General features: G+C 41.9%; 18 protein-coding genes. 7 read left to right on the top strand and 11 right to left on the bottom strand.

The genetic code is table 11. From position 1 onward, the window contains the following. Positions 1 to 212: 212 nt before the first annotated feature. Genes H9L23_RS02095 through H9L23_RS02080 form a run of 4 tightly spaced genes read right to left on the bottom strand, consistent with a single transcriptional unit; the run spans position 213 to position 7306 of the window. Complete coding sequence (locus tag H9L23_RS02095) at positions 213 to 1931, bottom strand: RagB/SusD family nutrient uptake outer membrane protein (RefSeq protein WP_187593440.1); 1719 nt, start codon at positions 1929 to 1931, stop codon at positions 213 to 215. 18 nt (positions 1932 to 1949) lie between these two features. Then, a complete protein-coding gene (locus H9L23_RS02090; protein ID WP_187593439.1) occupies positions 1950 to 5030 on the bottom strand; it encodes a SusC/RagA family TonB-linked outer membrane protein in 3081 nt (1026 codons plus the stop codon). Positions 5031 to 5062: 32 nt separating this feature from the next. Next, positions 5063 to 5953: a carbohydrate kinase family protein gene (locus H9L23_RS02085; RefSeq protein ID WP_187593438.1), complete on the bottom strand. Its 891-nt coding sequence runs from the start codon at positions 5951 to 5953 to the stop codon at positions 5063 to 5065. Between the two features lie 21 nt (positions 5954 to 5974). Next, positions 5975 to 7306 (bottom strand): sugar porter family MFS transporter, encoded by a 1332-nt coding sequence (locus tag H9L23_RS02080; protein WP_187593437.1) that lies wholly within the window; start codon positions 7304 to 7306, stop codon positions 5975 to 5977. A gap of 334 nt (positions 7307 to 7640) precedes the next feature. Here H9L23_RS02080 and H9L23_RS02075 point away from each other — a divergent pair, with 334 nt between their 5' ends. Next, entirely contained in the window at positions 7641 to 10418 is a 2778-nt protein-coding gene (locus H9L23_RS02075) for a substrate-binding domain-containing protein (RefSeq protein ID WP_223191029.1), read from the top strand. A 234-nt stretch (positions 10419 to 10652) separates the two neighbouring features. Here the strand turns inward: H9L23_RS02075 and H9L23_RS02070 are convergent, their stop codons facing one another. After that, entirely contained in the window at positions 10653 to 12842 is a 2190-nt protein-coding gene (locus H9L23_RS02070) for a S41 family peptidase (RefSeq protein WP_187593436.1), read from the bottom strand. A gap of 732 nt (positions 12843 to 13574) precedes the next feature. Between H9L23_RS02070 and H9L23_RS26475 the strand changes: the two genes are divergently transcribed. Continuing rightward, positions 13575 to 13841 (top strand): DUF6922 domain-containing protein, encoded by a 267-nt coding sequence (locus tag H9L23_RS26475; RefSeq protein WP_246474818.1) that lies wholly within the window; start codon positions 13575 to 13577, stop codon positions 13839 to 13841. A 404-nt stretch (positions 13842 to 14245) separates the two neighbouring features. Here H9L23_RS26475 and H9L23_RS02060 read toward each other — a convergent pair whose 3' ends face one another. Further along, entirely contained in the window at positions 14246 to 14839 is a 594-nt protein-coding gene (locus H9L23_RS02060) for a hypothetical protein (protein ID WP_187593435.1), read from the bottom strand. Positions 14840 to 15066: 227 nt separating this feature from the next. Between H9L23_RS02060 and H9L23_RS02055 the strand changes: the two genes are divergently transcribed. The 5 genes from H9L23_RS02055 to H9L23_RS02040 all read left to right on the top strand — a co-directional run bounded on the left by H9L23_RS02055 (position 15067) and on the right by H9L23_RS02040 (position 19957). Next, positions 15067 to 17145, top strand: coding sequence for a mechanosensitive ion channel family protein (locus H9L23_RS02055; protein ID WP_246474817.1), 2079 nt, complete (start codon positions 15067 to 15069; stop codon positions 17143 to 17145). Positions 17146 to 17156: 11 nt separating this feature from the next. Further along, positions 17157 to 17420 (top strand): hypothetical protein, encoded by a 264-nt coding sequence (locus tag H9L23_RS26470; RefSeq protein WP_394355231.1) that lies wholly within the window; start codon positions 17157 to 17159, stop codon positions 17418 to 17420. An 11-nt stretch (positions 17421 to 17431) separates the two neighbouring features. Next, positions 17432 to 18247: an MOSC domain-containing protein gene (locus H9L23_RS02050; protein ID WP_187593434.1), complete on the top strand. Its 816-nt coding sequence runs from the start codon at positions 17432 to 17434 to the stop codon at positions 18245 to 18247. A gap of 234 nt (positions 18248 to 18481) precedes the next feature. After that, positions 18482 to 18925, top strand: coding sequence for a GNAT family N-acetyltransferase (locus H9L23_RS02045; protein ID WP_187593433.1), 444 nt, complete (start codon positions 18482 to 18484; stop codon positions 18923 to 18925). A gap of 36 nt (positions 18926 to 18961) precedes the next feature. Beyond that, positions 18962 to 19957, top strand: coding sequence for a hypothetical protein (locus H9L23_RS02040; RefSeq protein WP_187593432.1), 996 nt, complete (start codon positions 18962 to 18964; stop codon positions 19955 to 19957). A 127-nt stretch (positions 19958 to 20084) separates the two neighbouring features. Here H9L23_RS02040 and H9L23_RS02035 read toward each other — a convergent pair whose 3' ends face one another. The 5 genes from H9L23_RS02035 to H9L23_RS02020 form a co-directional block, all read right to left on the bottom strand. Further along, on the bottom strand, positions 20085 to 21605 hold the full coding sequence (locus tag H9L23_RS02035; RefSeq protein WP_187593431.1) for a glycoside hydrolase family 43 protein: 1521 nt from the start codon (positions 21603 to 21605) through the stop codon (positions 20085 to 20087). Positions 21606 to 21852: 247 nt separating this feature from the next. Further along, positions 21853 to 22338: a hypothetical protein gene (locus H9L23_RS26465; protein WP_246474816.1), complete on the bottom strand. Its 486-nt coding sequence runs from the start codon at positions 22336 to 22338 to the stop codon at positions 21853 to 21855. Continuing rightward, on the bottom strand, positions 22317 to 23705 hold the full coding sequence (locus H9L23_RS02030) for a glycoside hydrolase family 2 protein (protein WP_246474815.1): 1389 nt from the start codon (positions 23703 to 23705) through the stop codon (positions 22317 to 22319). Before H9L23_RS02030 ends, H9L23_RS26465 begins: the two co-directional genes overlap by 22 nt. A gap of 275 nt (positions 23706 to 23980) precedes the next feature. Next, positions 23981 to 25060, bottom strand: coding sequence for a glycoside hydrolase 5 family protein (locus H9L23_RS02025; protein WP_187593430.1), 1080 nt, complete (start codon positions 25058 to 25060; stop codon positions 23981 to 23983). Positions 25061 to 25075: 15 nt separating this feature from the next. Next, entirely contained in the window at positions 25076 to 26113 is a 1038-nt protein-coding gene (locus H9L23_RS02020) for a glycoside hydrolase family 43 protein (RefSeq protein ID WP_187593429.1), read from the bottom strand. Positions 26114 to 26225 lie beyond the last annotated feature (112 nt).

The following is a 26225-nucleotide window of genomic DNA, read 5'->3' as shown; positions in this document are numbered from 1 at the left end:
ATGAGACTGTATCAAAAAAGCATGTTCTTGATTGATTAACAAAGTAATATTCAGAAAGTCGTCATGCTCAGCTTAACTGGGTATCTTAATGCGCTTAATATTTATTTTTTTACGCTTTAAGACTCCCACCTACGTGAGAATGACGAATATCCCAAATTTAATTCTTTAACAATTCTTAAATTTATCCTTTTGACACAGCCTCTTTTAAAATGCTACCATCCATTATTTTGCTTGTAAACGCCACTACTAAAGTTAATCTGATTTAATGGAATCGGGAAATATTCATCCCTTCCGGCCGTAAACCTGGCATCCGAGAGATGGGCAACCCTTGATTTTTCGACCGTAAAATAAGCGTTAATAGTCTGTGCAGCAATGCCCCACCTAACCAAATCAAAAAAGTGATAACCTTCTGTAGCAAACTCAAGTCTTCTTTCAAATCTTAGTGCCTGCCTTGCAAAATCCTGAGTCCAGTTGCAGTTTACCCCAGGTTGGTAAAGCTGAACGTTATAATTTGAAGTTGGGTTTCCTGCTGCATTTTTCAACTGGCCACGACTTAGGTTTGCCCGGTTTCTAACTTGGTTGATCAAAGGAACAGCTTCCAGTGGCCGTGCCAGTTCTATCAGCGCTTCTCCTTTCCATAACAGCACATCTGAGTAGCGGATGATCTCCCAGTTTTTAGAACTTCCGATAAATGGCGGGACTTTCTGAAAAGAAGCATCATCAGGAAGCACAGCTTCTTTCATGCTGGCAAATGCATCATAAATAGCGGGCGCCCTTGACCATGAGCGCTGGAATACAAATGTTGGCTTATATTTAAATGGTGCACCTGGTTTGGCCACGGTATGATCAAGCCTTGGATCGAATGAACTGCTCTGAAAGTCGAGAGAAGCCGCCGCATCTGTATTGTTGTAGGTAGAAAAAAGAGGCAAACCATCGGCTCCTGTTTTAAAAGCATTGATCAGATCATGGCTGGGCACATTAAAGCCGCAGCATCCATATTCCTGATTCATCGGATAGTTAAGCGCATGCCCATAATCCAGTCTACCCTTTGGCGTACCATCATCTTTTGAATACTGGATGGCAAAAACAGATTCAGGACCGTTATCAGAAGCAGCTAAAAAATTGTTGGCAAAATCTGCACTCAGGCTGAATTTCCCTGATGCGATGATCTCATCGCATAAAGTGTTTACCTCATTTAATTTCGAAGCATCAATACTACTTACTCCATTGCTTTCGCTTTGGGTATAGGCCTGATACAACAGCACTTTGGCCAGATATGCTTTCGCCGTATTTCTGTTTACCCTGCCCTTATCTGCCTGGTCTACCGGCAAGGCCGTAGCGGCCGCCCTGAAATCATCTGCAATCTTTGTCCAAAGGGCATCATTGCTCAATGCTCTGTTTGAAATCGTAGGGTAGTTTGCCTTTGGTGTATTCTCATCGATAAAGGGAACATATTTAAAAAGTATCTTGAGCAGAAAATAAAAATGACCTCTTAAAAAGCGAAGTTCTCCCTGACGCTGAACTTTGTTAGGATAATCACTGGCTGAGATGGCATCCACCCTTCTGAGCGCATCGTTCGCCCGTCCTATCCCTACATATAACCTGAACCACAGCTGATCGATAAGTCCGTTATCAGGTCTGTTAAGGGAAAATGTCTCGAACAGATGAAATTCCGACAAGTCGCCAGGGCCATCTCCTCCTTTATAGGTGTCTCCGCCACGAACGCTTCCATACGGCCACATGCTTGAATATGGAGAGGTATAGTGATCGTTTCCAAGTGCTGAATAAGCCGCAATGACCATTTTATCGATATTCTCCGGAGTATTCAGATCATCTCCTGAAACCACACCCTGTGCTGGCTCATCAAGGGCTTTTTCGCATGAGAAGAACAAAGTAGCAAAGAATGCGAATGTATATATTAATTTTTTCATTTTTTGATATATCTAATTTTACAATGTAATATTTACCCCAAGGGTACCCACAACTGGCACAGGAAATCCATAATTGGGAATCTCAGGATCAGTGCCGGTAAAAGATTTGCTCTTTATGGTAAACAGGTTGCTGCCCTGAACAAATATCCTGAAGTTCTGTATTTTCATATTGAGTGCCTTTTTAAGATTATAGCCAACCTGCAGGTTACGCAGCTTGAGATAAGTTCCGTTTTCAATAAAGTAAGTAGAGAACCTTCCTTCATTATTGCGGTCAACAAGCGTCAACGCTGGAATGGTAGAGCCGGGATTTGAAGGACTCCAGGCATCAAGTGTTCTGCTGCCCCAGTTCGTACCCGTCCAAAGTGAAGAAAAATCGGTATAGGTCTTAAAATCATTCACCACGTCCACATTGATGGCCTGAAGGAAAAAACTCATATCAAAATTCTTATAACTTAGGGATACATTAAGACCATAGGTAAATTTTGGGCTATTGTCGCCAATAAATTCCCTGTCCAGGTCATTAATCACCCCATCGTTGTTTAGATCCTTATATTTAATCCTGCCTAACCCTTTTCCAGGCTGGCTGGCATAAGCATCAACCTCTGCCTGTGAGGTGAAGAGGCCATCAGCAACATATCCGAAGTATGAATTTATGGGCCTACCGAGTACATTTTTATCCGTTCCATTGCCAGGATAGGAAGCCAGCACATCTTTAGGCAGATAAGTTACCTTGTTCCTGTAGAGCGAAAAATTACCTGTCAGGCTGAAGCTAAAATCATTACCAATTTTATCTTCATAGGTAAGAATGGCATCAAGCCCTTTGTTTTGAAGCGAAGCCCCATTGCTGTAACTGTTCCCTCCGTCTCCAAGTACAGCCAGGTAAGCCGGGCTGATTAGAATATCTGAGGTTTTCTTAATAAAATAATCAACAGAACCAGTAAGCTTATTGTTCCATAAACCAAAGTCCAAACCAAAATTCGACTCTCTTAGTGATTCCCATTTCAGGTTGTCGTTGCCCTGTTGGATAAGGGTAAAACCAGAGGGCAGCTGACCTGTACCTGCGCCTGTAACATCATATGCAGTTCCTTTATCAAAGTCCCAGGTAGGGTCTGTCCCGTAGATAGCAGAGTATAACGAGCGTGTAGCATTATTGGGAATCTCCTGGTTACCAGAGCGGCCCCAACCGTACCTGAGTTTTAGATCAGAAAACAGCCCCATATCCTTTATAAACTTTTCTTCACTCATTCTCCAACCTAGTGAGAAAGCAGGGAAAGTACCGTACCGGTTATCCTTACCAAAACGCGAAGAGCCATCTCTCCTTAAGGTAACAGAGGCGATATAACGGTCGTTGTAGCTGTAGTTGACCTTACCGAAATAAGACAATAGCCTGTTTCCGGCCCCGCTTCCCCCGTTGAGGGTGTTTGTGGTACCTGCGTTGAGGTAGGCGTAGTCGATATTTTCAAGCGCCAGCCCTTGTCTGCTTGCAGAAAACTCCTGACTGATGTTCTTGATGTATTCCTGACCTGCGAGTATCTCCAGGTTATGTTTATCCTTGGTGATCTTATAGTTAAGGGTATTCTGCCAGATGATATTGCCCTGATAGGTTTGAGAATTGCTAACCTGGTTTGCAGGATCGGCCAAAAAGCCCGAAACATATGATTTCTTTAACAGGCGCTGATAGCTACCGTTATAATCTACACCGAAATTTGTCCTGAAGTTTAGTCCGGGAATGATCTGGTAATCCGCATATGCATTTCCAAAGAACCTGTAAAAATTATAGGTATTTTGCTTATTGTCTTCTATTAGTCTAACCGGGTTCTGTCTATCGGTCATTCCTGCTGCAGGGCCTCCCCAACCTCCGTTTACGGTATGCACCGGAACAATAGGTTGCTGTACGAGTGAGGCAAAAAGGATATCGCTGGCAGGGATCTGGGCATTTTTGATGTAGCTTGCCGAGAAATTTTCACCGATCTTTAGCTTGTTATCAAGATAATTGTAATCGGAATTGAATCTTGCCGTATATTTCTGACTTCTTGACTCCTTTACGATGCCCTTATTATCATAATAACCTACTGAAAAAAGACTATTTCCCTTTTCCCCGCCATTGGAAAGGGCTGCATCGTAGGATTGAATGATTGAATTCTGTGCGATCTCATCAAACCAGTAAGTGTCTGCAGCTTTCATGGTCTTTGCCGCATCGATATATTCAGGGAAAATCACCCGGTTGAGAACTGGATTGTTAAAGTTATTGTTCCAGTCGTACTGATAGATCTGGTTATTATTAGGGTTGGCCTTATCGTTTACCGCAGCCTGCCAATAGGCACGGCCCCTTTCCTCGGCATTAAGTGTTTTAAGCTTAGTTGCGTAGTTCTGGATAGAGGTTGAGGCATTAAAGTCGATTTTTGAATATCCCTTTTTTGCCTTTTTGGTGGTAATGATTATTACTCCATTCGCAGCACGCGAACCATAAATAGTAGCTGAAGACGCATCTTTAAGCACCTGAATAGATTCAATATCATTCTGGTTTAATTGTTCAAGTCCATTTTTGGTTGGCACGCCATCGATCACGTAAAGCGGATCGTTATTGCCAAGGGTTCCAATGCCGCGGATTCTTACAGTTGCCTGACCGGTTGGAGAGCCGTCGGTAGTAATCAGTACCCCCGGAACCCTGCCCTGAAGTGACTTAACCGCATTACCAGAGGGTATGTCTTTGATTTTTGCAACATCAACTACATTAACCGCTCCGGTGATGTCTTTTTTGCGTTCCTTCTGATAGCCCGTTACCACAACCTCGTTGAGCTTATTGATGGCGATGTCGAGCTTGATATTAAGATTGGCCGATTCTGCAGTAATGGGAATGGTCACTGATTCAGCTCCGATATAGATGAACCTGAGCGACTGTCCGGCAGACGCTTCAATTTTAAAAATACCTTTGGCATCTGTGGTCACCGTTTTTTGGGTACCAACGATCACTACGGTCACAGCCTCCAGGGGAAGGGATTCATTGTCGGTGACAACGCCGCTGATTACCCTGGTCTGGCCAAATGCCAGGCCTGTTACCATACAGGCAAAAAGCCAGGTAAGGAAAATTTTTCTCATAAAAATTCAGATTTGGTTAGTGTTATGGTTAGTTAAAATATTTCGTCAATAAACTTTTCGTATTCTTCAATTTCATATTCCGGACAGCCACCCTTTTTGGTAGCGATAAATGCGCCCATCCCGATGGCATTCTTGATAATGGTTTTTGGTGGAAGGCCCAGTTGATGACTGGCAATGAAGGCAGCAAGAAAGGAATCACCACTGCCAATGGTATCATTCACTTTCACCTCGGATCCCCAGGCATGGTAGGATTGATCCATCCTGTAATAGGAAGCCCCGAATTCACCTTTAGTTACGATTACCTCTGGCACACTGAAGCGTTCCTGAATAAAACGGACCTGCTCTAACTCATTTATGAAACTTCCACCGAAAAGAATCTGGGCCATCTGTAGCTCCGACTCATTAAATTTTACTATATCTGCCCGTTCCATTAAATTTGCTAAAAGGCTCTTATCAAAGAAAGGGGGGCGCAGATTGATGTCAAATACCTTTATTGCATCACTTTCCAGGAATTTAAACAACGTTTCTCTGGAAAGCGTATTTCTGGAGGCCAGGCTTCCGTATACAAAATATATGGATGACTTCAGTGCATTATCGATCATGAACTGGTGATCGATGAAATCCCATGCTACGGGAAACACGATTTCATAGGAAACCTCATTTCTACTGCTCACACGGGCAATCACTTCACTGGTAGGGTGAATTGTATCGCGCTGAAGGAGGCTTTTGTTAATATGCCAACCATCAAGCAAACGTTCCAGTTTCACTCCGTTTTCATCATCTCCGATTTTACTGATGATACTACTGGACAATCCAAGCTTATTGAGGTGATAGGCAACATTTAGCGGTGCACCACCCGGCATGCGCCCGTCAGGCAGCACATCCCATAATATTTCGCCAAAGCATATAGCAGGTGTGATCATATTCTTGTCTTTCTTTTTTATTTAGTGCATTACGATTCCGGTCTCTATCTGCTCCAGGGATTTCCCCTTTGTTTCAGGCATCATCTTCCAAACGAATAGCAGCTGCAGTAACATCATGGCAGCGAAAAAGAAAAATATGTTTGCCCCTCCAAATGATTCTGCCAGATAGGGAAAGCAGAATGCAATTAGTGCTGCCATTACCCAGTGGGTAGAGCTGCCGAGTGTTTGCCCCTTTGCCCTGACCTGATTTGGGAAAATCTCGGAAATGAATACCCAGATAACCGCCCCTTGCGAAAAAGCGAAGAAAGCAATAAAGAGCATGACATAAATTGGGATCTCAAATCCGCTGGATGAACCTCCCAGAAATGCAATAGCAACAAGTCCAAGAGAGATGATCAGACCGAAAGAGCCGATCAGCATCAGTTTTTTTCTGCCAACTTTATCTATAATGTTAATTGCAAGAAGTGTAAATATGAAATTCACCATTCCAATACCAACAGTGGATAAAAGTGAAGAATGTGCACCGAGCCCTGCCATTTCAAAAATTCTGGGAGCATAATAAATAATGGCATTTATTCCAGATACCTGATTAAAAAAGGCAAATAGCACGGCCAGGATAACGGGTCTGTTGTACTTCCCTGAAAAAAGTCCATCCGAAGATTTATCTTGTAGCATATCCTGACCAGACTTCTGTATAGCGGCGAGCTCTTCGTTGCAGTTTAGCGGATTTATGATGCGCAGTATTTCCAATGCTTTATCGTATGCACCACGCTTAAGTATAAGCCATCTTGGGCTTTCAGGAATAAAGTAGATCAGAACCAGGAATATCATCGAGGGAAATGCCTGAACACCCAGCATCCATCTCCATGAAGCCTCTCCTGCCTGGCTTAACAGATAGTTGGAAAGATAGGAGATTAATATCCCCAGAACGACATTGAACTGGAAAAGGCCCACAAGCCTGCCCCTTCTATGTGCCGGAGATACCTCCGAGATATAAATGGGGGCAGTAACCGATGAAATGCCTACCCCTAAACCTCCAAGAAAACGGAATACCAAAAATATGTACCAGTTATCCGCAAGCGCAGTGCCAAGTGAGGAGAACAGGTACGCTGCAGCAACAAAATAGAGGGTATTCTTTCTTCCGAAATAATCAGATGGACGGGATCCTACCAAAGAGCCGATTACTGTACCGATGAGTGCAATGGATATGGTAAGCCCGTGAGCAAATGCCGAAAGGTTCCAAAACTGTTGAATGGATTTTTCAGCCCCTGATATAACGGCTGTATCGAATCCAAACAGAAAGCCTCCTAGGGCTACGACCATGGACCAAGCCAGGACGGAATGTTTTTTCATAAGGGTTTATTATTGGTTAAGGATTGCAAATTGGTCAAAAACAGGAAGGAAGGACAACAAATTTGTTTCAAAAAAATACAATTCCAACACAAAACATAACAACCTGATTAATAGATAATTAAAATAAAAATCGACTTAACTTTTTGAATGGGTTATAGTTTCTATACATCATCATTAAGATTTTGATACATCGCAGGCAAACTCGGTTTGATTACCCGATAGGCTTCATTTTTTAAAACTTTCAAATTTCATTACCTTTAGAAAGAATTGTTATAAAGTATCCTAACCAGATATTACCGGGAAGTCAGTCACTCCCTTTACTTGAATGATGAACATGGGCGCGAAATTTCACCTTCCTTATAAAATATTTACCTTAATCATGTTCACCGCTATGCTCTGGGGTTGTGGTGAAAAGAAAAAAGAAACAGAATATGTAATTGGTTTTTCACAGTGTGTGGGCTCAGATCTTTGGCGAAAAACTATGTTAGAGGAGATGAAGATAGAGCTCTCGTTGCACCCGGGCGTTAAATTGGTGTACAGGGATGCGAACAACAGTAGCAGCAAACAGATCTCCCAGGTGCGCGAGCTATTAGAGATGAATGTTGATCTGCTGATTATATCGCCTAACGAAGCCCGGCCACTTACTCCAATCGTAGAACAGGCCTATAATAGTGGCATTCCTGTAGTTGTTATCGATAGGAAAACATCATCTTCGGCCTATACTGCTTATGTAGGTGCAGACAATTACCAGATTGGCAAGATGGCTGGGCAGTATGTATCCGGTTTGCTTAAAGGGAAAGGCAATATTATGGAAATCATGGGACTTCCCGGCTCCTCTCCTACAATAGAGCGTCAGAGAGGATTCGCCGAAGGGCTCCAAAAATCCAGTAATATTAGAATTACGAATCAGATTTATGGAGATTGGCTGAAATCGCACGCAGAGCGCGAACTTTTAAAGATGCGAAATGCACTCGATGCAACGGACCTGATTTTTGCGCACAACGACCAGATGGCCTCCGCGGCCAGGGAAGCATTGTATAAACTCGGAATAAAAAAGAAGATAGCCATTGTAGGTATTGACGCCCTGCCCGGACAGGGTGGTGGGCTACAGATGATTGAGAGTAAGCTTATAGATGCGAGCATGCTCTATCCCACAGGAGGTAAAGAGGCGATATCTGCAGCATTCCATATCCTTGGAAAAGAACCTGTACTCAAAGAAAACATACTTCAGTCTCTGGTGATAGATTCATCGAACGTGCAGCTGATGAAATTGCAGTGGAACAAATTTAGCAGCCAGCAGAGAGATATTGAGCGCCAGCAGGCCCTTCTTTCCGAGCAGCGTTCTCTTTTCGAGAATCAGCAGGTTATATTGAATGTAACAGTTGTTACCCTGGTACTCTCTGTGGTTTTTGGCGGGCTGGCATTTTTCTCCCTTCTGGAAAACAGAAAGATCAACAAAAACCTGGAAGCAAATAATGTTGAGATCCTTGATCAGCGAAATAAGCTTATTGAGATGTCAGAAAAAGCTAAAGAGGCTACTGAGGCGAAGCTAAACTTCTTTACCAATATCTCTCATGAATTCCGCACGCCCTTAACCCTGATCCTCTCCCCGCTGGAAGATCTAATTAATAATGAAAAAATCAATGCGCTTGCAGGAAAAAACCTGAAGCTGATCAATAAAAACGTTTTCAGGCTGTTGCGACTGATTAACCAGCTTATTGAATACAGGAAAATTGAACATGGTAAGATGCGCATCAGATCGACATCGAATAATTTGACAAATTTCATTTCAGACATTATTGAGACCTTTCAGCTCGCTGCAAAAAAACAGAACATAGACCTTAGACTCTTCAGTAAAGAATCGGATGTAACAGTATGGTTTGACGCGAATATGTTTGATAAGGTTATTTTCAACCTGATATCCAATGCATTAAAATTTACACCTGCCAATGGAAAAGTTCATCTTACGGTGAGTAAAGACGATTCCCATATCTATGTTAAAGTGGAGGACAATGGACCCGGAATGGATCAGGAAGAAGCCCTCCATATATTTGAACATTTTTACCAGGCAGACCCGAACGCAAGAAAAGGATCAGGATTGGGCCTTTCCCTTTCGAAAGAACTGATGAACCTTTTACATGGAGACTTAACTGTAGAAAGCAGGAAATGGCATGGCACTATCTTTACAATAACCCTGCCCCTTGGATCCTCACATCTTCGAGAAGATGAAAAGCATACACACCAAGAGACGAAAAGAGAAGAACTTTATGAAAATGCAAAAATTTATACAAGCGAACTAGAGCATGTAAATAGGGAAAAGAGTCATGATTTGTTGTATGAATTAAAGGAAAGGTCGGTATTGATAATCGAAGACAATCCCGACCTCCTGCATTATCTTGCTGAAAAACTCGATGATCAGTACGAGGTATTTATTGCAAATACCGGAGAGAGCGGAATCACATCTGCCTACGGGCAGGTACCCGATCTGATCATCTGCGATGTGGTACTGCCGGATGTTTCAGGAAAAAAAATTACAGAAAAACTCAAATCCGATATTCGTACATCCCATATCCCCATCATTCTGCTCACCGCACAGGGCAGCGTAGAACAGCAGATTAATGGCTTTGAGAGTATGGCAGATGCCTATATCGTTAAACCTTTCAATTATGAATATTTACTGGCAAGGGTAAGAAACCTGATGAAGAACAGGCTGTTGCTAAAGTCACATTACACAAGTGATATAAGTTCTGGAAACAGGCAACCTATTTCAAAAAGTTTGGATAAAAAATTTATAAATGATTTTTCCGGTTTGGTGGAGCAGAACCTGGGAAATGAAAACTTCAGTGTAGATGAAATCAGTAAAGCTTTGGGCGTTTCAAGGGTACAGCTGTATAGGAAAGTAAAAGCTTTACTCGATTGCAGCGTTACAGATTACATCATCAACAGAAGACTAAAAAAAGCAAAATTTCTATTGATAAATGAAAGGTATACGATAGCAGAAATCACCTATATGGTTGGGTTTTCCTCTCCAAATTATTTTTCTACCGTATTCAAATCTAAATATGGCATGAAGCCAAGTGAATTCAAGAGAAAACAGGCCCCCGCTCCATAACTGGTTCGATTAGCTGTCGAAAACCATTAGCGCACAAGCGCGGACATCCGGAATTTCCAAAGACTTTAGATTTTATTAAAGACCAAAAATTAAAGAAATGCATATCAATGCAATTCGCTACAGGTTTTAGCGCTCCGGCAAAACCCTCCAGTTTATGGAAATATCGGGTTATATTTATTAAATCAAACAGAATATAACACATAATTTAGCAGTATTCGAAATTAAAATTTCTTTTCACCGGATAAGGGACAACGCTCTCTGCAATACCAGATCCTGCCTCGCCTTGACAGACTCAACGGACTGTTCACAATAGACATCAGGCTTTATCCCTTTCAAATGGTGTTTTTTGCCATTGGAAGTTTTGACCAGCATCCCTGTAAAATATACCGTCAGCTTTCCCGGCAGATATGCAATATTCACATCGCCGTTTGTCCCAGATGTCGGGGTACCGACTATTGTTCCCAGGTGATAGTCTTTTATCAGTCCAAGTATTGACTCAGCCGCACTTTGAGCCGAAGCATCCGCAAGGAATATTAATTTTCCATTGAGATGGTTAGCGGGGGAAGGGTTGTACCGTTCTGTCAAGGGAAGGAAATTTACCTTTTTAAAATCAGGATATAATATTTCCGGGATGAACATCCGGGATACCTCTAATTTTTTCGTAATGATGGCTTCGATGAGGTTGTCACTCGCTGTTTGGTTAAAAGGATAACCCCTAAGATCAAAGATGATATTGGCTGCTTTGGTTAACTCCTTAAAACCATCTGCGTTCAGGGAATTTCTTGTAAGGTCAAAATAATAGACGGAGGGGTTTAACCAACCATTGGGCCGTTTCAGGTAACCGGAATTACCCGGCACTAAAAATTTAACGGGCTCATTACGCTGCAATTCCGTTCTAGCAACCACGTTGCCCCGCCTGATCTTAAGGGTGATATTCCCCGGTTTATCGCTGCCAAGGACATTGTTTAACGCTAAAAGTGTTTTCATCTGCGGTGAGCCCGAACTGTAGTCCATCAGTGAATCCAATAAGCTTTTGACCGGTCGATTATTAATCTCCTCAATGATATCCCCTGGAGAAAGACCATAAGGAGAAGCCTTACTCAGCACGTCCTTGACAGCGACTTTTTTCTTAATCTTAATCAGGGCAATCGGTGGTCCGTAGAGGCTGTCATTTATACCTTTGGCGACAACAAACATATGGGCATCGTTGTAGTACCCCGTCATCTTCCTGATATTCTGTACAAACCGTTCCTGCGACTGCGGGATAGCGGCATCAGCTAATGCTTTTTCCAATATACGCCCGGCGGGCACTTTAACGTCTTGCCAATAGGGGTAGGAATGTCTGAGGATATTCCAGAGGATGATTACATCGGCTAGCCTTACCTCGGGAAAAGTGAAAGCACTACCACCATAATAGTCTTTATTCAGCGTTCTGGTCAGGGAATCTGATAAGGTACCGCTGATTTCGTTGGCACTTGGAAAAGTTTTGCGCTCATTTCCCAAAACTACCAAAGGCATCAGGAAGTGGATGCCCCTGACCAGTTCAGTTTTGATATACTCTCCAAAATGTAGCTTTTCATTGAAAAGGGGAACGTCTGTCGACTTCACTTCAAGGCTGATTACCTGATTTTTTAATTCTTCCTTCTGGTCATTTATCTCCAGGGGCTTAACTTTTTGGCCGTTTTGGATAACCGTGAATTCCGCTTTCCCCAGGGACATCGGGATGCCCAGATTTGTATTGAGCTTAAAAACCATATAATTTGTGGAGTCCCCAATCTTGCCGGTAAAGACATAATCTTTTCCAACCGACTTATCAAGTACCACACTTTTGCTCAACGGCTGCTCGCCTGAAATACCCAGCGATAGCGGCAAACTAAATGTACTGTCCTGAACCTGGGCATAAACCCGGAATTCAAAAGGAAGGCCACGGTATTTTTTAACATCATATTTTCCGGTAATATTGGCCGTGTATTGATTTCTTTGCTCGAACGGCGAACTACGGTTTACCCGGATGCTATAATACGGTCTTTCCATAACCCCACTGTAAAGGTTGAACCCCAGATGTTGCCAGAATACGGGCAACAAATCTTTTTCATCCGATGGATTAATGTTCTTTTTTTCAAAACTGATCGTTTTCGCATTGTCAGAAAATTGAACGGACGGCGCTATAGGCAAAAAAATCGACTTCAATTTTTGTAGGAGCTCCTGATCATTTTTTACCTCCAGCATCATCTTACTGCCGTTTATCGCCACATCGTCCCAAATTCCAAGTTTTGCCTCATCCGCAGGGTGGAAATATTGAACATACCCCAGCGCTTTAGAAAACGCTACCAGGTTTCGCAGTTGCTGCCTGGATAGTTGTGAAAAACACAAACAGGGAAATATCGCAAGTAAGAAAACAACAGAATAGAATTTAAGGCTCATGTTTTTTTGATATTATTAATTAATGTTTTGAACTGTCTTTTTTGATGCGACTCGCTAAGCGGGGGAATTGAAGGCTCCCAAATGGGAGAAATTCCTTTATGAGAATACATCATTTCTAAAAAGGCTTCGCCCCTAAGATGGGCATTTTCAGATGCTGGCCCTAAAAAGTCGGTATCATTTTTAAAATCATGGTGACATCAAAGTAAAAGTGCTTGACTCCCCTGCTCATCAGGTCTACCAGATTTAAGGAGCAAGGAACAGACTCGCTCCGTAATAAAACAAGGTCTGCCTGCGTCGCTAATTCTGAAATTTCAGTTTTTTCAACCTTACTGGACAAACCAATGAAATCGACCCCACCTCACCAAAAATAATTTTGTTACAACGGACTTCTTTTAAAGATTCTTACACGTAATTAACAATGGTGTAACGGGGTCAAATTAATTGGTTAGTCCAATTTATCAACAAATTTAAAAATAAGCGAAAATTGGTGCAAACAGTATGGAGATGTTGATAGAAAAATATAAAGGGATACATGCAGGTTTGATTCTGGATCGTGAACTGAAGAAAAGGAAGCTAAAAAAGGGTCCTTTTGCGTTGCCAGAGTATCCGCAGACGATTACGGCTATTACAAAAGGAAGGCGAGCGTTGACTACTTAGGTTTCCCTGAAGATTGACAGAGCTTCGGGTTTTGAGGAGGGTACGATGTATTTACTCCAGGCTTATTATAATATCATGTTGGAAATCAAGAAGGAGCAATTGAAGTATCGTCCGGATTTGAGCCTTTTTAGAAAAACGATTTTTTGGGATACAGATATGGAGAAGCTTGGTTGGCAGAAGCAGTATGTTTCGATTATCAAAAGAATTTTTGAGCGGGAAAATGAGCAGGAGAAAAAGGTGGTTTTTGATTTTTATGGTAAGGACAAGATTAAGCAGGTTACCGGGCGTGCTACGGTAGCGGGGAATACTTTGCCGATTATGCAAACCAGTAAACTGTCTTAGGGATACTTCACTGGAAAACGGTCAGCGGTCAGCTGAGGAATATTTATTGGTTTTGATGGATGCTAAGGAGTTGGAGGAATTCCGCTCGGTTGGTAGTACTGCCCTGAATCTCGATTTGGGGCACCAGATAACGGAAGATATAGATTTTTTCACCTATGCGGAGTATCGTTTTGTAGATTTTTATCAGTTAGTTGCTACTTTATTTTTGGCGCTCGTGTTGTAAGTAAAGATTATAAGAACACCAGCTTGACTTATGCTGTTTAGGAATATTTGTGAAATTACTTTGGTGAAACTTTTTTTAAAGTTATTTCGATAGATAGGTTTCTCGCAACCTAACAGAACCGTTGTTACCAGCAACTGGATGACCAGAAATGGCTATTGCCCGAACTACAGAAACGATTGTGTTATTTATTCTTTGCCTGATACTGATCATACAAGGCAACGCATTTTTGCTCATAGTCAAAATTAATATCATCACTAAAGGTCTGCAGGTAGGTTTTAGGAAAAACCATTTCTCTTTGAATCACAGGCAGTTCGACCACCTTTTTATTACGCACCACCCTAAAATGAGCAGTATATTTATTGGTCAACAGGTTTACGTTCGATGTTCCCCCGTTTTCTCCTGAATAGGTACCACTCACCTCATAATCCGTCCGTTTCATCTTTACCAGCTGCATTTTTTTCTCTTTCTTGTTGTAAGCAAAGGTGCTTATAAAGCCTGATCGGCCGTAGTCGTTCCAAAACTCGAAACCGTCTTTAAGGGCAACCAGGGTATTGCCAAAATTGAGCTTCCAGATTCTCTGGCTTTCGATTTTATTGAATTTCTGACTGGAAAGTTTACATACTAATGTTTTGGTATCACTGTTAATGTAAACGGTATCTTTTTTGAGGTCGTGATCAAAATCCTTTACCAATCGCCGGGTACTTTGCCCAGATGCGGCTGTTGAAAGAATTGTTAAAAACAATATTGTAATATAGTAGATGCTCAATTTATTCATCGGTCGGTTCGTTAAATAATTATCATTTGGCTAACACTGATATTTAAACAGTAAACGCTGCTAAATGTTGATGAAAATTAGTTAATCTCAAGCAAGAAAGGCATTAATTTTGATTCAAGAGATTCCATGTTATCACAATCGCCTTGTGAGGGAGAAATAAAACCAAATCTAATCCCTATTTTTGAGCAATGCGTTTTTATTAAGGCACATTCATACTGTTCAAATCAATGATTATCAGAAGACCTTTTCCGATCACCCATACATTATTAATTTTCTTTACACTGCTTTTTGCGGGTAACTTATTTGCCCAGAAAAACAGTCAGGCTGTTAAGGGCCAGGATGTATCGATACTTGCAGACTCGGCAACGTTGACCAAAGGCGATTACCTTGCCCATCTGGAAAAAGTATTCGAAACCGTAAACAAGGTACCGGTTACCGTGGCTTCTTTTAAGAAATTAAAACCTATAGCAGCACATTTAACGCAGGATGAAGCTGCACTGGCCCTGCTTAAAAGCCGTTTGACGCAGAGTGACCGCACTTTGAACCTGCAAAACCTGCAAATGGACCAGACCTTACTCGAAGAGCTTCGGAGCAACAACAAAGACTGCCTTGCTGATCTCGATGAATATGAAAAGGACCTGCGGGCTTTGAAAACCGAAATCCTTAACCTGCGCAAAGATACCGTCCTGATTAAATTATTTACCTCGCCCACGGTGCGTGTTTTGTTCAAGGATCAGTTTACCGAACTGGGGAAAAAACGGGTAGTAATGGACAGCCTGCTTAAAAATACGACCTCAACGATCAACAATTTTCAGGCGCGGACTTCAGCCAACCTGATCAATATTAAGGAACTGATGTACCTTACCGATAGTCAATTAGAGACGGTTAGCATCAAGGCTTTTGGCAAGGAACGCCGTTACCTCTGGGAACCGGTAAACAAACCGGCCAATAAAAGCATGGGCTTCCGAAAGTTTATTAAAGGCGAACAGGAAATATCAGGCTATTATTTTGTTTACACCCGCAGCAGCCGGCTTCTTTTACTTTTTACCTGCGCCGTATTTTTCTTTTGGGTATTTTTCAACTTCAGGAGCATGAAACAGCGTGGCCGCTTAGAAACCCTTGACGGCTTTTCGCTGATCAGTCCTCACCCCTACCTGATTACTTTTATTACCCTCTTTACCCTTGCCCCAATCTTCGACCTCAGGGCCCCGGCACTTTATATAGAAACGGTACAGGTGATACTGGCTATATTGCTTACTGCCTTTTTCCGAAAAAGGCTAGGTAAAAGGTTATTTTATTATTGGTGCATTTTTGTGGTACTGCTGCTTGCCCCGGTTTTTCTCCGCCTTTTGGGCATGCCGCCAAGGTACCAGCGCTGGCTTCTGCTTTTCTTAACCATAAGTTCGGTAGCCTATGGTATTATGGTCTGGAAAATGCTGGATGAAAAAACAAAAAGATACCGGATGATTCTTTTCACCGGATTTATCTATACAGGATTTGCGGTTATTGCTACCTTTTGCAATCTATTTGGCCGTTTTACCCTTACGCAGATTTTCTATTCTACCGGAGTAAGCTCTTTGTTAAATGCGATTTCATTGACCATCCTGGCCAAAGTGCTGGTTGAGGCTTTTTTATTGCAGATGAAAAGCAGCAGGATCCGCAAAGGCTTTCCCGAATATTTTGACTGGCAACCCGTGGTTGCGGGATTGAAAAAACTTACCGGTATCGGTGCTACCATTATCTGGTTTGTGATATTTACCACCAACCTGAATATTTTTAACGGGCTTTATGAATCGGTGATGGAAATCCTGACCGAAAAAAGAGTTATCGGCAGTTTCTCTTTCACTTTCGGTGGTGTGGTGCTCTTTCTGGGCATTATCTGGATTGCCAATTTCTTGCAGAAATACATTGCCTATTTCTTCGGCGATACCGGAGATGACAGCTTTGATGATAATAAAGGAGAACGTTCGAAACTCCTGGTTACCCGTTTGGTGCTGCTGATTGGTGGCTTTTTGATCGCTGTTGCGGCATCAGGCCTTCCTATCGATAAAATCACCGTGATCCTGGGTGCTTTGGGTGTGGGTATCGGGCTGGGGCTACAGAATATCGTGAGCAATTTTGTTTCGGGCATCATCCTCATTTTTGATAAAACGATCCGTATAGGTGATATCGTTGAACTGAGCGATAAAAAAGGGAGGGTTAAAGAAATCGGCGTGCGTGCCAGTACGCTGCTTAGCGAGGAGGGGCAGAAATCATCATTCCAAATGGCGCCATCCTATCCAACAATATCATCAACTGGACGCTGAGCAATAACCAGATGCGCGTAAACATTTCCATATCGATCGCCAAGCCATTTAATACCACTGATGTGGTCAACCTGATCCGGGAAGTTATAGGCGAAAACACTAATGTGTTTATCAGCAAAGAACCGGTGATCATGATCAGTCCGGTGAGCAAACTCAACAGCAAAATCAACATTTATTTCTGGTGTAAGGATATTTCAAAGGCTGATGTGACCAAAAGCATGATCAATGCACAGATTTTTGAAACCTTCGAACAAAAAGGAATTGAAATTTTATAACAATTGACCACATGAATACTTTTTTCCTTTCCGAATTACATATCTATCCCATTAAATCCCTGGGCGGCATTAGTCTAAAAAAAGCCCAGTTAGAAGAAAAAGGCCTGCAATATGACAGGAGATGGATGCTTGTTGATGAGGAAGGAATGTTTATCACACAAAGAAAATATTTCGAACTGGCCTTGCTGGCGGTGAATATCAATGATGGCAGGCTGATCATATCACATAAAACAAATACCAGCCAAAGCATATCTTTTGATCTGCAGGAAGATAATGGTATACACATACCCGTGGTAATCTGGAATGATGCAGCTGTAGGTATTGAAGTAAATAGTGAGGTAAGCAACTGGTTTTCTGATTTCCTGAAGTTTAGCGTAAAACTGGTAAAAATGCCGGTATCGGAGAAGAGGATGGTTGATCCTAAGTATGCATCGAATAACGAAGTGGTGAGTTTTGCCGATGGCTATCCCTGCCTGCTCATTGGTCAGTCTTCTTTGGATGGACTAAACGAAAAACTCGAAAGCCCGATAAAGATGGACCGTTTCCGTCCCAACTTTGTGTTTACAGGCGGAGAGCCACATATTGAAGATCGTTTTGAAACTTTCTATATCGGCGAAACTTTATTTTCGGTGGCAAAACCCTGTGCAAGATGTGTCCTCATTACCATTGATCAGCAAACAGGTGAAAAAGGACAGGAACCGCTGAGAACACTGGCCGGTTACCGCACTATTGACAAAAAAATCATGTTCGGACAGAATTTACTGCACCAGGAAGCTGGGATAATTAGTGTGGGAGATGAACTTAAGGTAGTGACATGGAAGATGTAAAATGGAAGACGGATATGGAACTGATATCTCGATACCTCCCCTTAACTAACTTAACTTCTTAATGGTAAAAAATCTTAAAGCTTTAATTATTCAATATTATCTGACCAACTGAGATCGGCTCAGCCAAGGCCATGAACCAAAGCGCTTAGTGCGCAAACTTTTCATCACATTTAACGTTTAAAAACTAGTTCCTAATTAAATATGGGAAACTAAAATAATTTAGATATCCACTGAATGAAAGAAGCACTAATTGAACCCGCAGGCAAAAAAGATTATGAAAAACTGATTGCAGTCTGGGAAAGTTCTGTTAGGGCAACACACGATTTTCTTTCGGAAACTGACATTATCACCTACCGCTCGCTGATTTTAACTGAATATTTTGATCAGGTACAACTGTACTGTATTAAAGTTGAAGATGAGATCATGGGTTTTATAGGTTTACATGGGGAATTTATCCAGATGCTTTTTATCCACCCCGATGCCAGGGGAAAAGGACACGGCAAAACATTGGTTGATTTTGCGAAAAAAGAACATGGTGCCAACACGGTCGATGTAAATGAGCAGAATGACCAGGCGGTAGGCTTTTATGAAAAACTCGGTTTTGTAACCATCGAACGGAGTGAGATGGATGGAGCAGGAAAACCCTTCCCTATACTTTCGATGGCATTGCAGACGTAAAAAACCACAACCGTTATAGCTACTTTTATCTGAAACATGCCCGAAAATATCACAGGAAAACTCTTAATGGCCATTGCAATTGGCGCTGCATTTGGACTGTTTTATAGGCTTTTGCTCAATATGCATGGTTTTACTAAAATCAAGTACAAACATGTAGCGCTTAGCATTGGAACGGTTATTTTTCTCCTTGGGCTGTACAGCTTCGAGGCAGCGGGCATTGCCTGTTTTATTATCGGCATCGGAGTTTTTGTTCTTGCCATTGCCCTGATGGCAAGAGGCACAGCCGATTCGCTTAAAGCGCTCTCTGCTAAATTCTCAACTGGTAACAAACCGCAAAATACCGAAGGCCAGCAATTAAATCAATCTGCTTTAAGCAATTATGCTGGCGTTTTATTTCATCTTGTGGTTATTGTACTCATCTCGTTATCAATATTTACCTATTCGAACGACACAGTACTTAATCAGGAAAAAATGGACCGGTTAATCAGTGATGCCATTTTTCAGTTTATGAGTACCATTATGCTTATATTGTTAGGCATGTTTAATCCCTTCGTGCTTCCATCTGCAAAATTATTGGCAATTGCTGACCGCATAGATAGCCTTAAACATCCTAAATTATACCTCTTATTTTCTGATAAAAAAACCTGGATGGTCTTTAAAACCCTCATTTGCCTCGGCATTATTGCCTATTTTGCATCCAAAGGATATTTTAACTTGCTGGCCTGGGATAGTACTACACCTTACATGAACATTTATGTATTGGTTATCGGCTTTTTCATCATGGTCAATCTGGCACAGATGATCCGGAATCCGGAATATTTCTTTCAGAAAAACCTGTTCAGGATCACGATGTTACTGCGATCGGCCTTCATCAGTATTTTTTTAAGCGCAATACTGGTTTTCTCCACCCTTTTTATTTCTTCTATTCTAGGTGTTGATATCAGTAGACTGAAGGTGAGTTCGGAGGCAATCATTTTCCTGGGGTTTAATATTATCATGTGTTATAATGAGTATAGGCTCGCGAGGGCATAATACTTTCCTTTTTTGGAAATGTAGGTTCAGTTTTTCTTAGTGGTGTCTGATGTTACCATCTGACACATTGTTTTTTTACTATAAAAATTGAATTACCAATCAGATGATATAACAGAGGGCACATTAATCAATACTTTAATTCAAAAGAGGAAAAATCAGCATCCTGACTAACGCTTCCATTAAAATGAAGACCAATACGCGGACTTCTATCCCATTGTGGTAAAAAATTGATTGTAATTTTTTCTTTAGTTGGCATATTTTGCCATTCCTGGTTTCCCTGCTTAAAAAATACCATGAGGCTTAAATCATCAGCAGTTTTCATTTTAAGCTCAAGGGGAACGATTACTGACACTTTCAGCTTTGAAAGCACTGTTCGGGTTTTATTTTCTACTTTCCAAAATTCTATTTCATTTCCGGATATGCCAATGCCAACAGCCGAGCCTGCATCCCCATAATACACTAAACCTTTTAGCGCGTTATTGGTATTTGTTACGGTTGTTGTTGCTTCAAAAATTCCGGAAAATGGCCTTACGGTTAAAGCTATACCTGAAAGATTATTTTTGCTGATGTTCCCGGATAAATGAAGCTGCCCGTTTTGTTGCAAAATTTTGGGCGTTGAGTTTCTAAAATCCCACTGCCATCTTTTATCGATTTCAGGTTTGGTAAAGTTCAATTTCAAATCCCGGTTAAGGGTTGGGCCTGATTGTTCTTTTAAAACCGGCCATGCATTTTTCTCTGGCCAGCTCAATTCAGCTAACATGCCTTGTCTTCCTGAGAAAACATTGGTTTTTTTATTGTAAGCATGGTAGAGGTAATAATCTTTTCCACCTGCGGCTTTTACAAATGTGCCGTGCCCTGAACATTTCCAGTATTCATTTTCCATTAACAGGGGATTGGCAGCATAAAGCTCATAAGGTCCGGCAAAAGATTTTGATCTGGCTACCCTTACATTATAATCACACTGCGCACCGCAACAGTTTCCAGCCGAATAAAACAGATAATAATAACCCTCTTTTTTCAGGATGCTCTGCCCTTCCAAACCAATCTTTTGATCGTCTTTAAGTAAAGAGAAAGGTTCCCCCTCTACTTTAAGTCCGTTTTTAGTTAGCTTATAGGCCAAAATTTCAATAGGGCGTTTATCCAAACCGTAAGCTTTAAAAGTAATGTAACGCGTATTGCCCTCGGGGTAAACAAAAGCATCAATCGCTTCTTTTCCATAATCGATAATAATACCCTGATCAACAAAACCTTTATCCGGATATTTTGAAGTGGCCACCCCAATGCAAGAAACATTGTCCTTTTTCCTTCTCGCGGTGTAATAAAGGAAATAAGTTTTATCATGATAATCATACTCCGGTGCCCAGAACGAACCCGAAGTCCATGCAGGTGCCTTGTCAAAAACATAACCTGTCTGTTTCCAGTTCAGCAGATCTTTTGAGCTGTATATCGGAAAATGAGGTGCCCACTCCGAAGATGTACCCACGGCATAATACTGGTTATTGGTCCGGATAATAGATGGATCGGCAAAATCTCCGGCAATTACAGGCTCTATTACGGTTTGTGCCGGCAAAACAGTCGTAGTCAAGAGCAGTTTAGCGATTACCGCCAAGGCAGCATACCACGAAAAGTTTATTTTTTTTCTCATCATTATTGTTAAATATAGCTATGTAAAAAAATCGCCATTTCAAAGGGTAATTTATTGTATAAAAATCAATATGAGTGACAGCTTTTTAGTCAGAATTTTAGACTACAAGAGATCGTCATTCCCAACTCGATTGGGAATCGTAATGCAAACGCTTTAAGATTCCCGCATGCGCGAGAATGACGACCACACTAGTGGATTCCATCATTGATAGAGAAGAGCAGCACAGTAGAGATGAAGATTTTACAGCGTTTTATTTCTGCACCGGCACGTTAATCTGATATAATTTATCATGTAAGGATTTCATCTGTTGTTCCGGGAATTTGATGTCTTTCCTATCGTAGGTCATCAAACCGTTGGTTTCTACCTCCACATCAGTAGTCTGGGTGTAAACTCCGGCCGAAAGTCCTAGTGGAATTAATTGTTCCAAGCGTTTAGTGAATTCAGCGTATTTATTAAATAAATCAGTTTTGTTTTTGAAACTTTGATAACCCCAGTTATTTTTCTGTTGCCATACGTGTCCATCGATTGGAAGACCAAGACCGCCAAACTCACCTAATACCAACGCATATTCTTTTCCAAAATAATCAGGGCTAGGCATTGCAGGATGCGGATAGTTGTGCAGGTCGATAATATCGCCTACCGGATGGAAATTACCTCCACTGGCCGTATTCACTAATCTTGACGGATCTTTCTCCTTGGTCCATTTGGCAATTTCTACAGTTTTAAACTGCCCCATGCTTCGTTAAAAGGAGTCCACACCACGATAGAAGGGACGTTGTAAAGTGCATCGATAATGGCGTTCCATTCTTTTTTGTAATAGCCTTCTGATTCAGCAGTCCTCTTCTGATCCGAGCCATGGTCTAAAACACCCGGACGGTTTTCCCAGCCATTGCCCAGATCGCCGCTCGGCATATCCTGCCAAACCAGCATTCCGGCTTTATCACAATAATAATACCAACGGGCCGTCTCTACCTTAATGTGTTTCCTGATCATGTTGAAGCCCATTTCTTTTGTTTTATCCACATCGAATTTCAAAGCAGCATCGGTTGGCGCGGTGTATAAACCATCCGGCCACCATCCCTGATCAAGCGGACCGTACTGAAAAACAAATTCATTGTTCAATAACATGCGCTGAATGCCATTCTGGTCTTTACCGATCGAGCTTTTACGCATGGCGAAATAGCTTTTTACCTCATCAACCTTTTTGTTTTTAGCAAGCAGCTCTACTTTTAAGTCGTATAAAAACGGACTTTTAGGGCTCCATAACTTTGGATTGGCAATTTTCAAGTTAATCGCACCACTGCCATCACCGGTTTGTTCGGCAACTTTTGTAGTGCCATCCCAGGCTGAAACTTTTACCTGATCGCCTGAAGCTGCTCCCGTTAAAACCGGCGTAACAGCCAATGATTGCTGATCGATGTCGGGTGTTATCTTAATGTGATCGATATGTGATTTATTTACCGCCTCGATCCATACCGTTTGCCAGATACCCGTTACCGGAGTGTACCAGATGCCTTCAGGTTTTTTCACTTGTTTACCCCTTGGTTGAGGTCCTTCATCAGTAGGATCCCAAACTTCTACAGTTAAGGTCTGGTTGCCGCTTTTATTTAGAAATGAGGTGATATTAAAACTAAAAGGATCAAAACCACCTTCATGTTTCCCAACCTCTTTGCCGTTGATGCTAATCGTCGATCTCCAGTCGACAGCGCCGAAATGAAGCAAAATTTCTTTGCCTTTCATATTTGAAGGCACCGTAAATACGGTTTTATACCATAGTAAACTGTCTTTACCAACCGTTTTACCAACACCTGAAAGTGCAGATTCTACCGCAAAAGGAACCAAAATCTTCCCCTGGTTAATGGCCGGACGCTGCGATTTTTCAGAAATGGCATAATCCCAAAGACCATTCAGGTTTTTCCAGTTACCGGTACGTTCAAGCTGTGGGCGGGGATACTCTGGCAATACACTTTTAGGGTTAACATCCAGCGCCCATGGTGAAGAGATTTTCCCTTTTACCATCTTCCACGATTTGTCTTGCTGCTGTGCGGATAGGGAAAGTGAGAGCCCCAGCAGCGATAAGAAAACAGATACTTTTTTATTCATTGGTTTAAGATTTGTATGTTAAGGTTAGGTTTATTAATGTCATAATATATGTCTTTCCACAGGTGACTATTAACAGGGGCCAGTAGAGAGGTCGTCATTGCGAGGAGGGACAACGAAGCAATCTTTCCTGATCGCGATCCTTGCTATAAAGATTGCTTCGTCGGCTGAAAAAGCCTTCTCGCAATGACGATACTGTGAGGCGATTTATCTCCATGAATATCTCCTGTCATTTAATTGATCTTTATGCAATAAATTATCCCTCAGACTGATACAATTTATTTGTTGTTGAGCTTCCTGATCAGGTTAACTTCGTCCTGGCGGTATGGTGTACCATCGGGCTGAAAAATTTCATGGAACCACTCAATCGGCTCAGATCCATCGGCAAGCGGAGTGTCCCATGCATACTTGGTATTGGTTTTACCCGCAGCAAAACCCCAGTTAATGGCGCCAACGTTTTCATTTTTAAGCATTGGGAGGATATTGGAAAAACGGCTGTTGCGTGATCGTGCCATATATTCGGTACAGATCAATGGTCTGCCGCTGGCCTTTAACAGGTCGATGGTGCGCTGGTGCCACTCTGGCGCCTCATAATTGTGATAGGTTACGATATCCGAGTTAGCCAGCTGTATGGCATTGAGTTTTTCAAATCCCCAGCTCCATAAGCCAATTGAAATCGGTTGATCGGGATTAACAGCGCGTGCCCAGCTGATGGTTTTGTTGAGTAAAGGAATCGTTGCTTCCAATTTTCCGCTGTTTCCAGGCTCGTTATATAAGTCCCAGAGCAAAATCCTTTTGTCATGCGCAAAATGGCTAAGCACATCTTTTACATATTTTTCCAGTTCAGGGAAGTTTGCCTCTTCTTTGAAAGCCGGATCACCTGGATCCTGTAACCAGCCCGAATTGTGGATACCTGTTTTTGGTTCAGGTTGTTTGCCAATGGCAGAAGTTTTGTTCCAGCAATCATCAAAGAACACAAACATGGGCTTGATGCCGTGTTTTTGAGTAATGGTTAAAAACTGGTCCATGCGTTTTTTAAATCCTTCTGGATCCTGGCTCCAGGCTTTACTGTATAAAAACACTCGGAGGGTATTAAAACCTATATCTTCTGCCCAGCCCAGCTCTTTGTCGATCAGATCAGGGGAAAAGGTGTCCGCCTGCCACATCTCCAACTGGTTGATGGCATTAGCGGGAATATAATTTGCGCCGGTTAGCCATTTGTGCTCGCTATACCAGGCATTGGCTTTCTCTACCGACCATACTTTTGCAGGTTCGGCATTTTTCTTTGTTTTTTGTGCAAAGCCGGTGCTAATGCTTAGGCTTACTGCAGCAAGAAGAACATAGTTTTTTAGATTCATATCGGTTATATCTGATTAGTTATTATTGTGGTTTGAAGGTGAGGCTAAACTTTCGCCCGGTTTTACAGGGAACCCAAAATTCGGGGTGCCATCAGCATTCCAGGTAAATTTTTGCGCCCTTGGAGAACGGAAGCCACCACAGCCCTGCCCTGGTTTATCGTTGGCATGGTAGAGAATCCAGTCTTCTTTCCCATCAGGTGATTTAAAAAAAGAATTGTGGCCTGGAGCGTAAACGCCATCCTTTGGCGACTGCTGAAAAACAGGTTGATCAGCCTTCGTCCAGGATTTTGGATCCAGCAGGTTACTTTTTGCTGAAGCTGAAAGCATACCCAGCGCATAAAAATCAGTCCAGCAGCCACTGGCTGAATAAATGATGAAAATTTTATTGCCATGTACCAGAAATTGTGGCCCCTCGTTTACATCAACGTGGGCGCCACCACCCAGATCGCCTATTTTTTCCCAGTCGAATTTTGGAGTAGAAATTTTTACGCGGTTTCCATCCACCGTCCATGGATTTTTAAGTTTAGCCATAAAAATTTCCTGTTTACCGTTTTCATTTCCTTCCCATCCCGACCAGATCATGTACAGCTGGCCTTTAAAATCGATCACATCGCCATCTATGGCCCATTTATCTGTAGGATCAGCGATCTTGCCTTTAAATACCCAATCGCCCTTCATCGGGTCGGCGGAGGCGTTTTCCAATACATACATGCGGTGGTTTTCATTTTTGCCATCATCGGCAGCAAAATAGGCATACCATTTCCCTCTCAAAAACATCACCTCTGGTGCCCATATTTCTTTACTGTACATCGTTCCGGCAGGCGCTTTCCAGATGGTTTTCCGCTGGGCATTTTTAAGGTCACTTAAAGTTTTGGTTTTCCACAGATCTACGCGGTTGCCCAGCGAATTGGTATAATAGTAATAACCATCTTTGTAGTAACTATAAGGATCGGCACCGGATGACAACAGGGGATTGGTGAATGTTTGTGCATTTAAGCCTCCCATCGCCAAAAAACACAGTGCGAAAAACAATTTTAGTTTCAATTTATTCATTTTTAAAGTTTTACACCTGCTATTTTTTTTCAGGCTGCTGCATTTTATCGACCTTTAAAAAAAGTGATTTCTTTTCTGAAATCCGCCTTCTTTTGTTTCAATATTTCCACAA

Origin of the sequence: Pedobacter roseus, from assembly GCF_014395225.1 — a bacterium.
Lineage (GTDB): Bacteria > Bacteroidota > Bacteroidia > Sphingobacteriales > Sphingobacteriaceae > Pedobacter > Pedobacter roseus.
Note: the sequence above shows the minus strand (reverse complement) of the source record. Positions and strands in the feature narration are given on the sequence as shown.

Excerpts from the sequence above, each read along its gene's own strand:
- H9L23_RS02055 (WP_246474817.1), top strand. The coding sequence starts at position 15,067 with ATGATTATCAGAAGACCTTTTCCGATCACCCATACATTATTAATTTTC.
- H9L23_RS02030 (WP_246474815.1), bottom strand. The coding sequence starts at position 23,705 with ATGAATAAAAAAGTATCTGTTTTCTTATCGCTGCTGGGGCTCTCACTT.
- H9L23_RS02040 (WP_187593432.1), top strand. The coding sequence starts at position 18,962 with ATGCCCGAAAATATCACAGGAAAACTCTTAATGGCCATTGCAATTGGC.
- H9L23_RS02095 (WP_187593440.1), bottom strand. The coding sequence starts at position 1,931 with ATGAAAAAATTAATATATACATTCGCATTCTTTGCTACTTTGTTCTTC.
- H9L23_RS02075 (WP_223191029.1), top strand. The coding sequence starts at position 7,641 with ATGGGCGCGAAATTTCACCTTCCTTATAAAATATTTACCTTAATCATG.
- H9L23_RS26465 (WP_246474816.1), bottom strand. The coding sequence starts at position 22,338 with ATGGGGCAGTTTAAAACTGTAGAAATTGCCAAATGGACCAAGGAGAAA.
- H9L23_RS02070 (WP_187593436.1), bottom strand. The coding sequence starts at position 12,842 with ATGAGCCTTAAATTCTATTCTGTTGTTTTCTTACTTGCGATATTTCCC.
- H9L23_RS02060 (WP_187593435.1), bottom strand. The coding sequence starts at position 14,839 with ATGAATAAATTGAGCATCTACTATATTACAATATTGTTTTTAACAATT.
- H9L23_RS02035 (WP_187593431.1), bottom strand. The coding sequence starts at position 21,605 with ATGATGAGAAAAAAAATAAACTTTTCGTGGTATGCTGCCTTGGCGGTA.
- H9L23_RS02025 (WP_187593430.1), bottom strand. The coding sequence starts at position 25,060 with ATGAATCTAAAAAACTATGTTCTTCTTGCTGCAGTAAGCCTAAGCATT.
- H9L23_RS02045 (WP_187593433.1), top strand. The coding sequence starts at position 18,482 with ATGAAAGAAGCACTAATTGAACCCGCAGGCAAAAAAGATTATGAAAAA.
- H9L23_RS02050 (WP_187593434.1), top strand. The coding sequence starts at position 17,432 with ATGAATACTTTTTTCCTTTCCGAATTACATATCTATCCCATTAAATCC.
- H9L23_RS26470 (WP_394355231.1), top strand. The coding sequence starts at position 17,157 with ATGCGCGTAAACATTTCCATATCGATCGCCAAGCCATTTAATACCACT.
- H9L23_RS02085 (WP_187593438.1), bottom strand. The coding sequence starts at position 5,953 with ATGATCACACCTGCTATATGCTTTGGCGAAATATTATGGGATGTGCTG.
- H9L23_RS26475 (WP_246474818.1), top strand. The coding sequence starts at position 13,575 with ATGTTGGAAATCAAGAAGGAGCAATTGAAGTATCGTCCGGATTTGAGC.
- H9L23_RS02090 (WP_187593439.1), bottom strand. The coding sequence starts at position 5,030 with ATGAGAAAAATTTTCCTTACCTGGCTTTTTGCCTGTATGGTAACAGGC.
- H9L23_RS02080 (WP_187593437.1), bottom strand. The coding sequence starts at position 7,306 with ATGAAAAAACATTCCGTCCTGGCTTGGTCCATGGTCGTAGCCCTAGGA.
- H9L23_RS02020 (WP_187593429.1), bottom strand. The coding sequence starts at position 26,113 with ATGAATAAATTGAAACTAAAATTGTTTTTCGCACTGTGTTTTTTGGCG.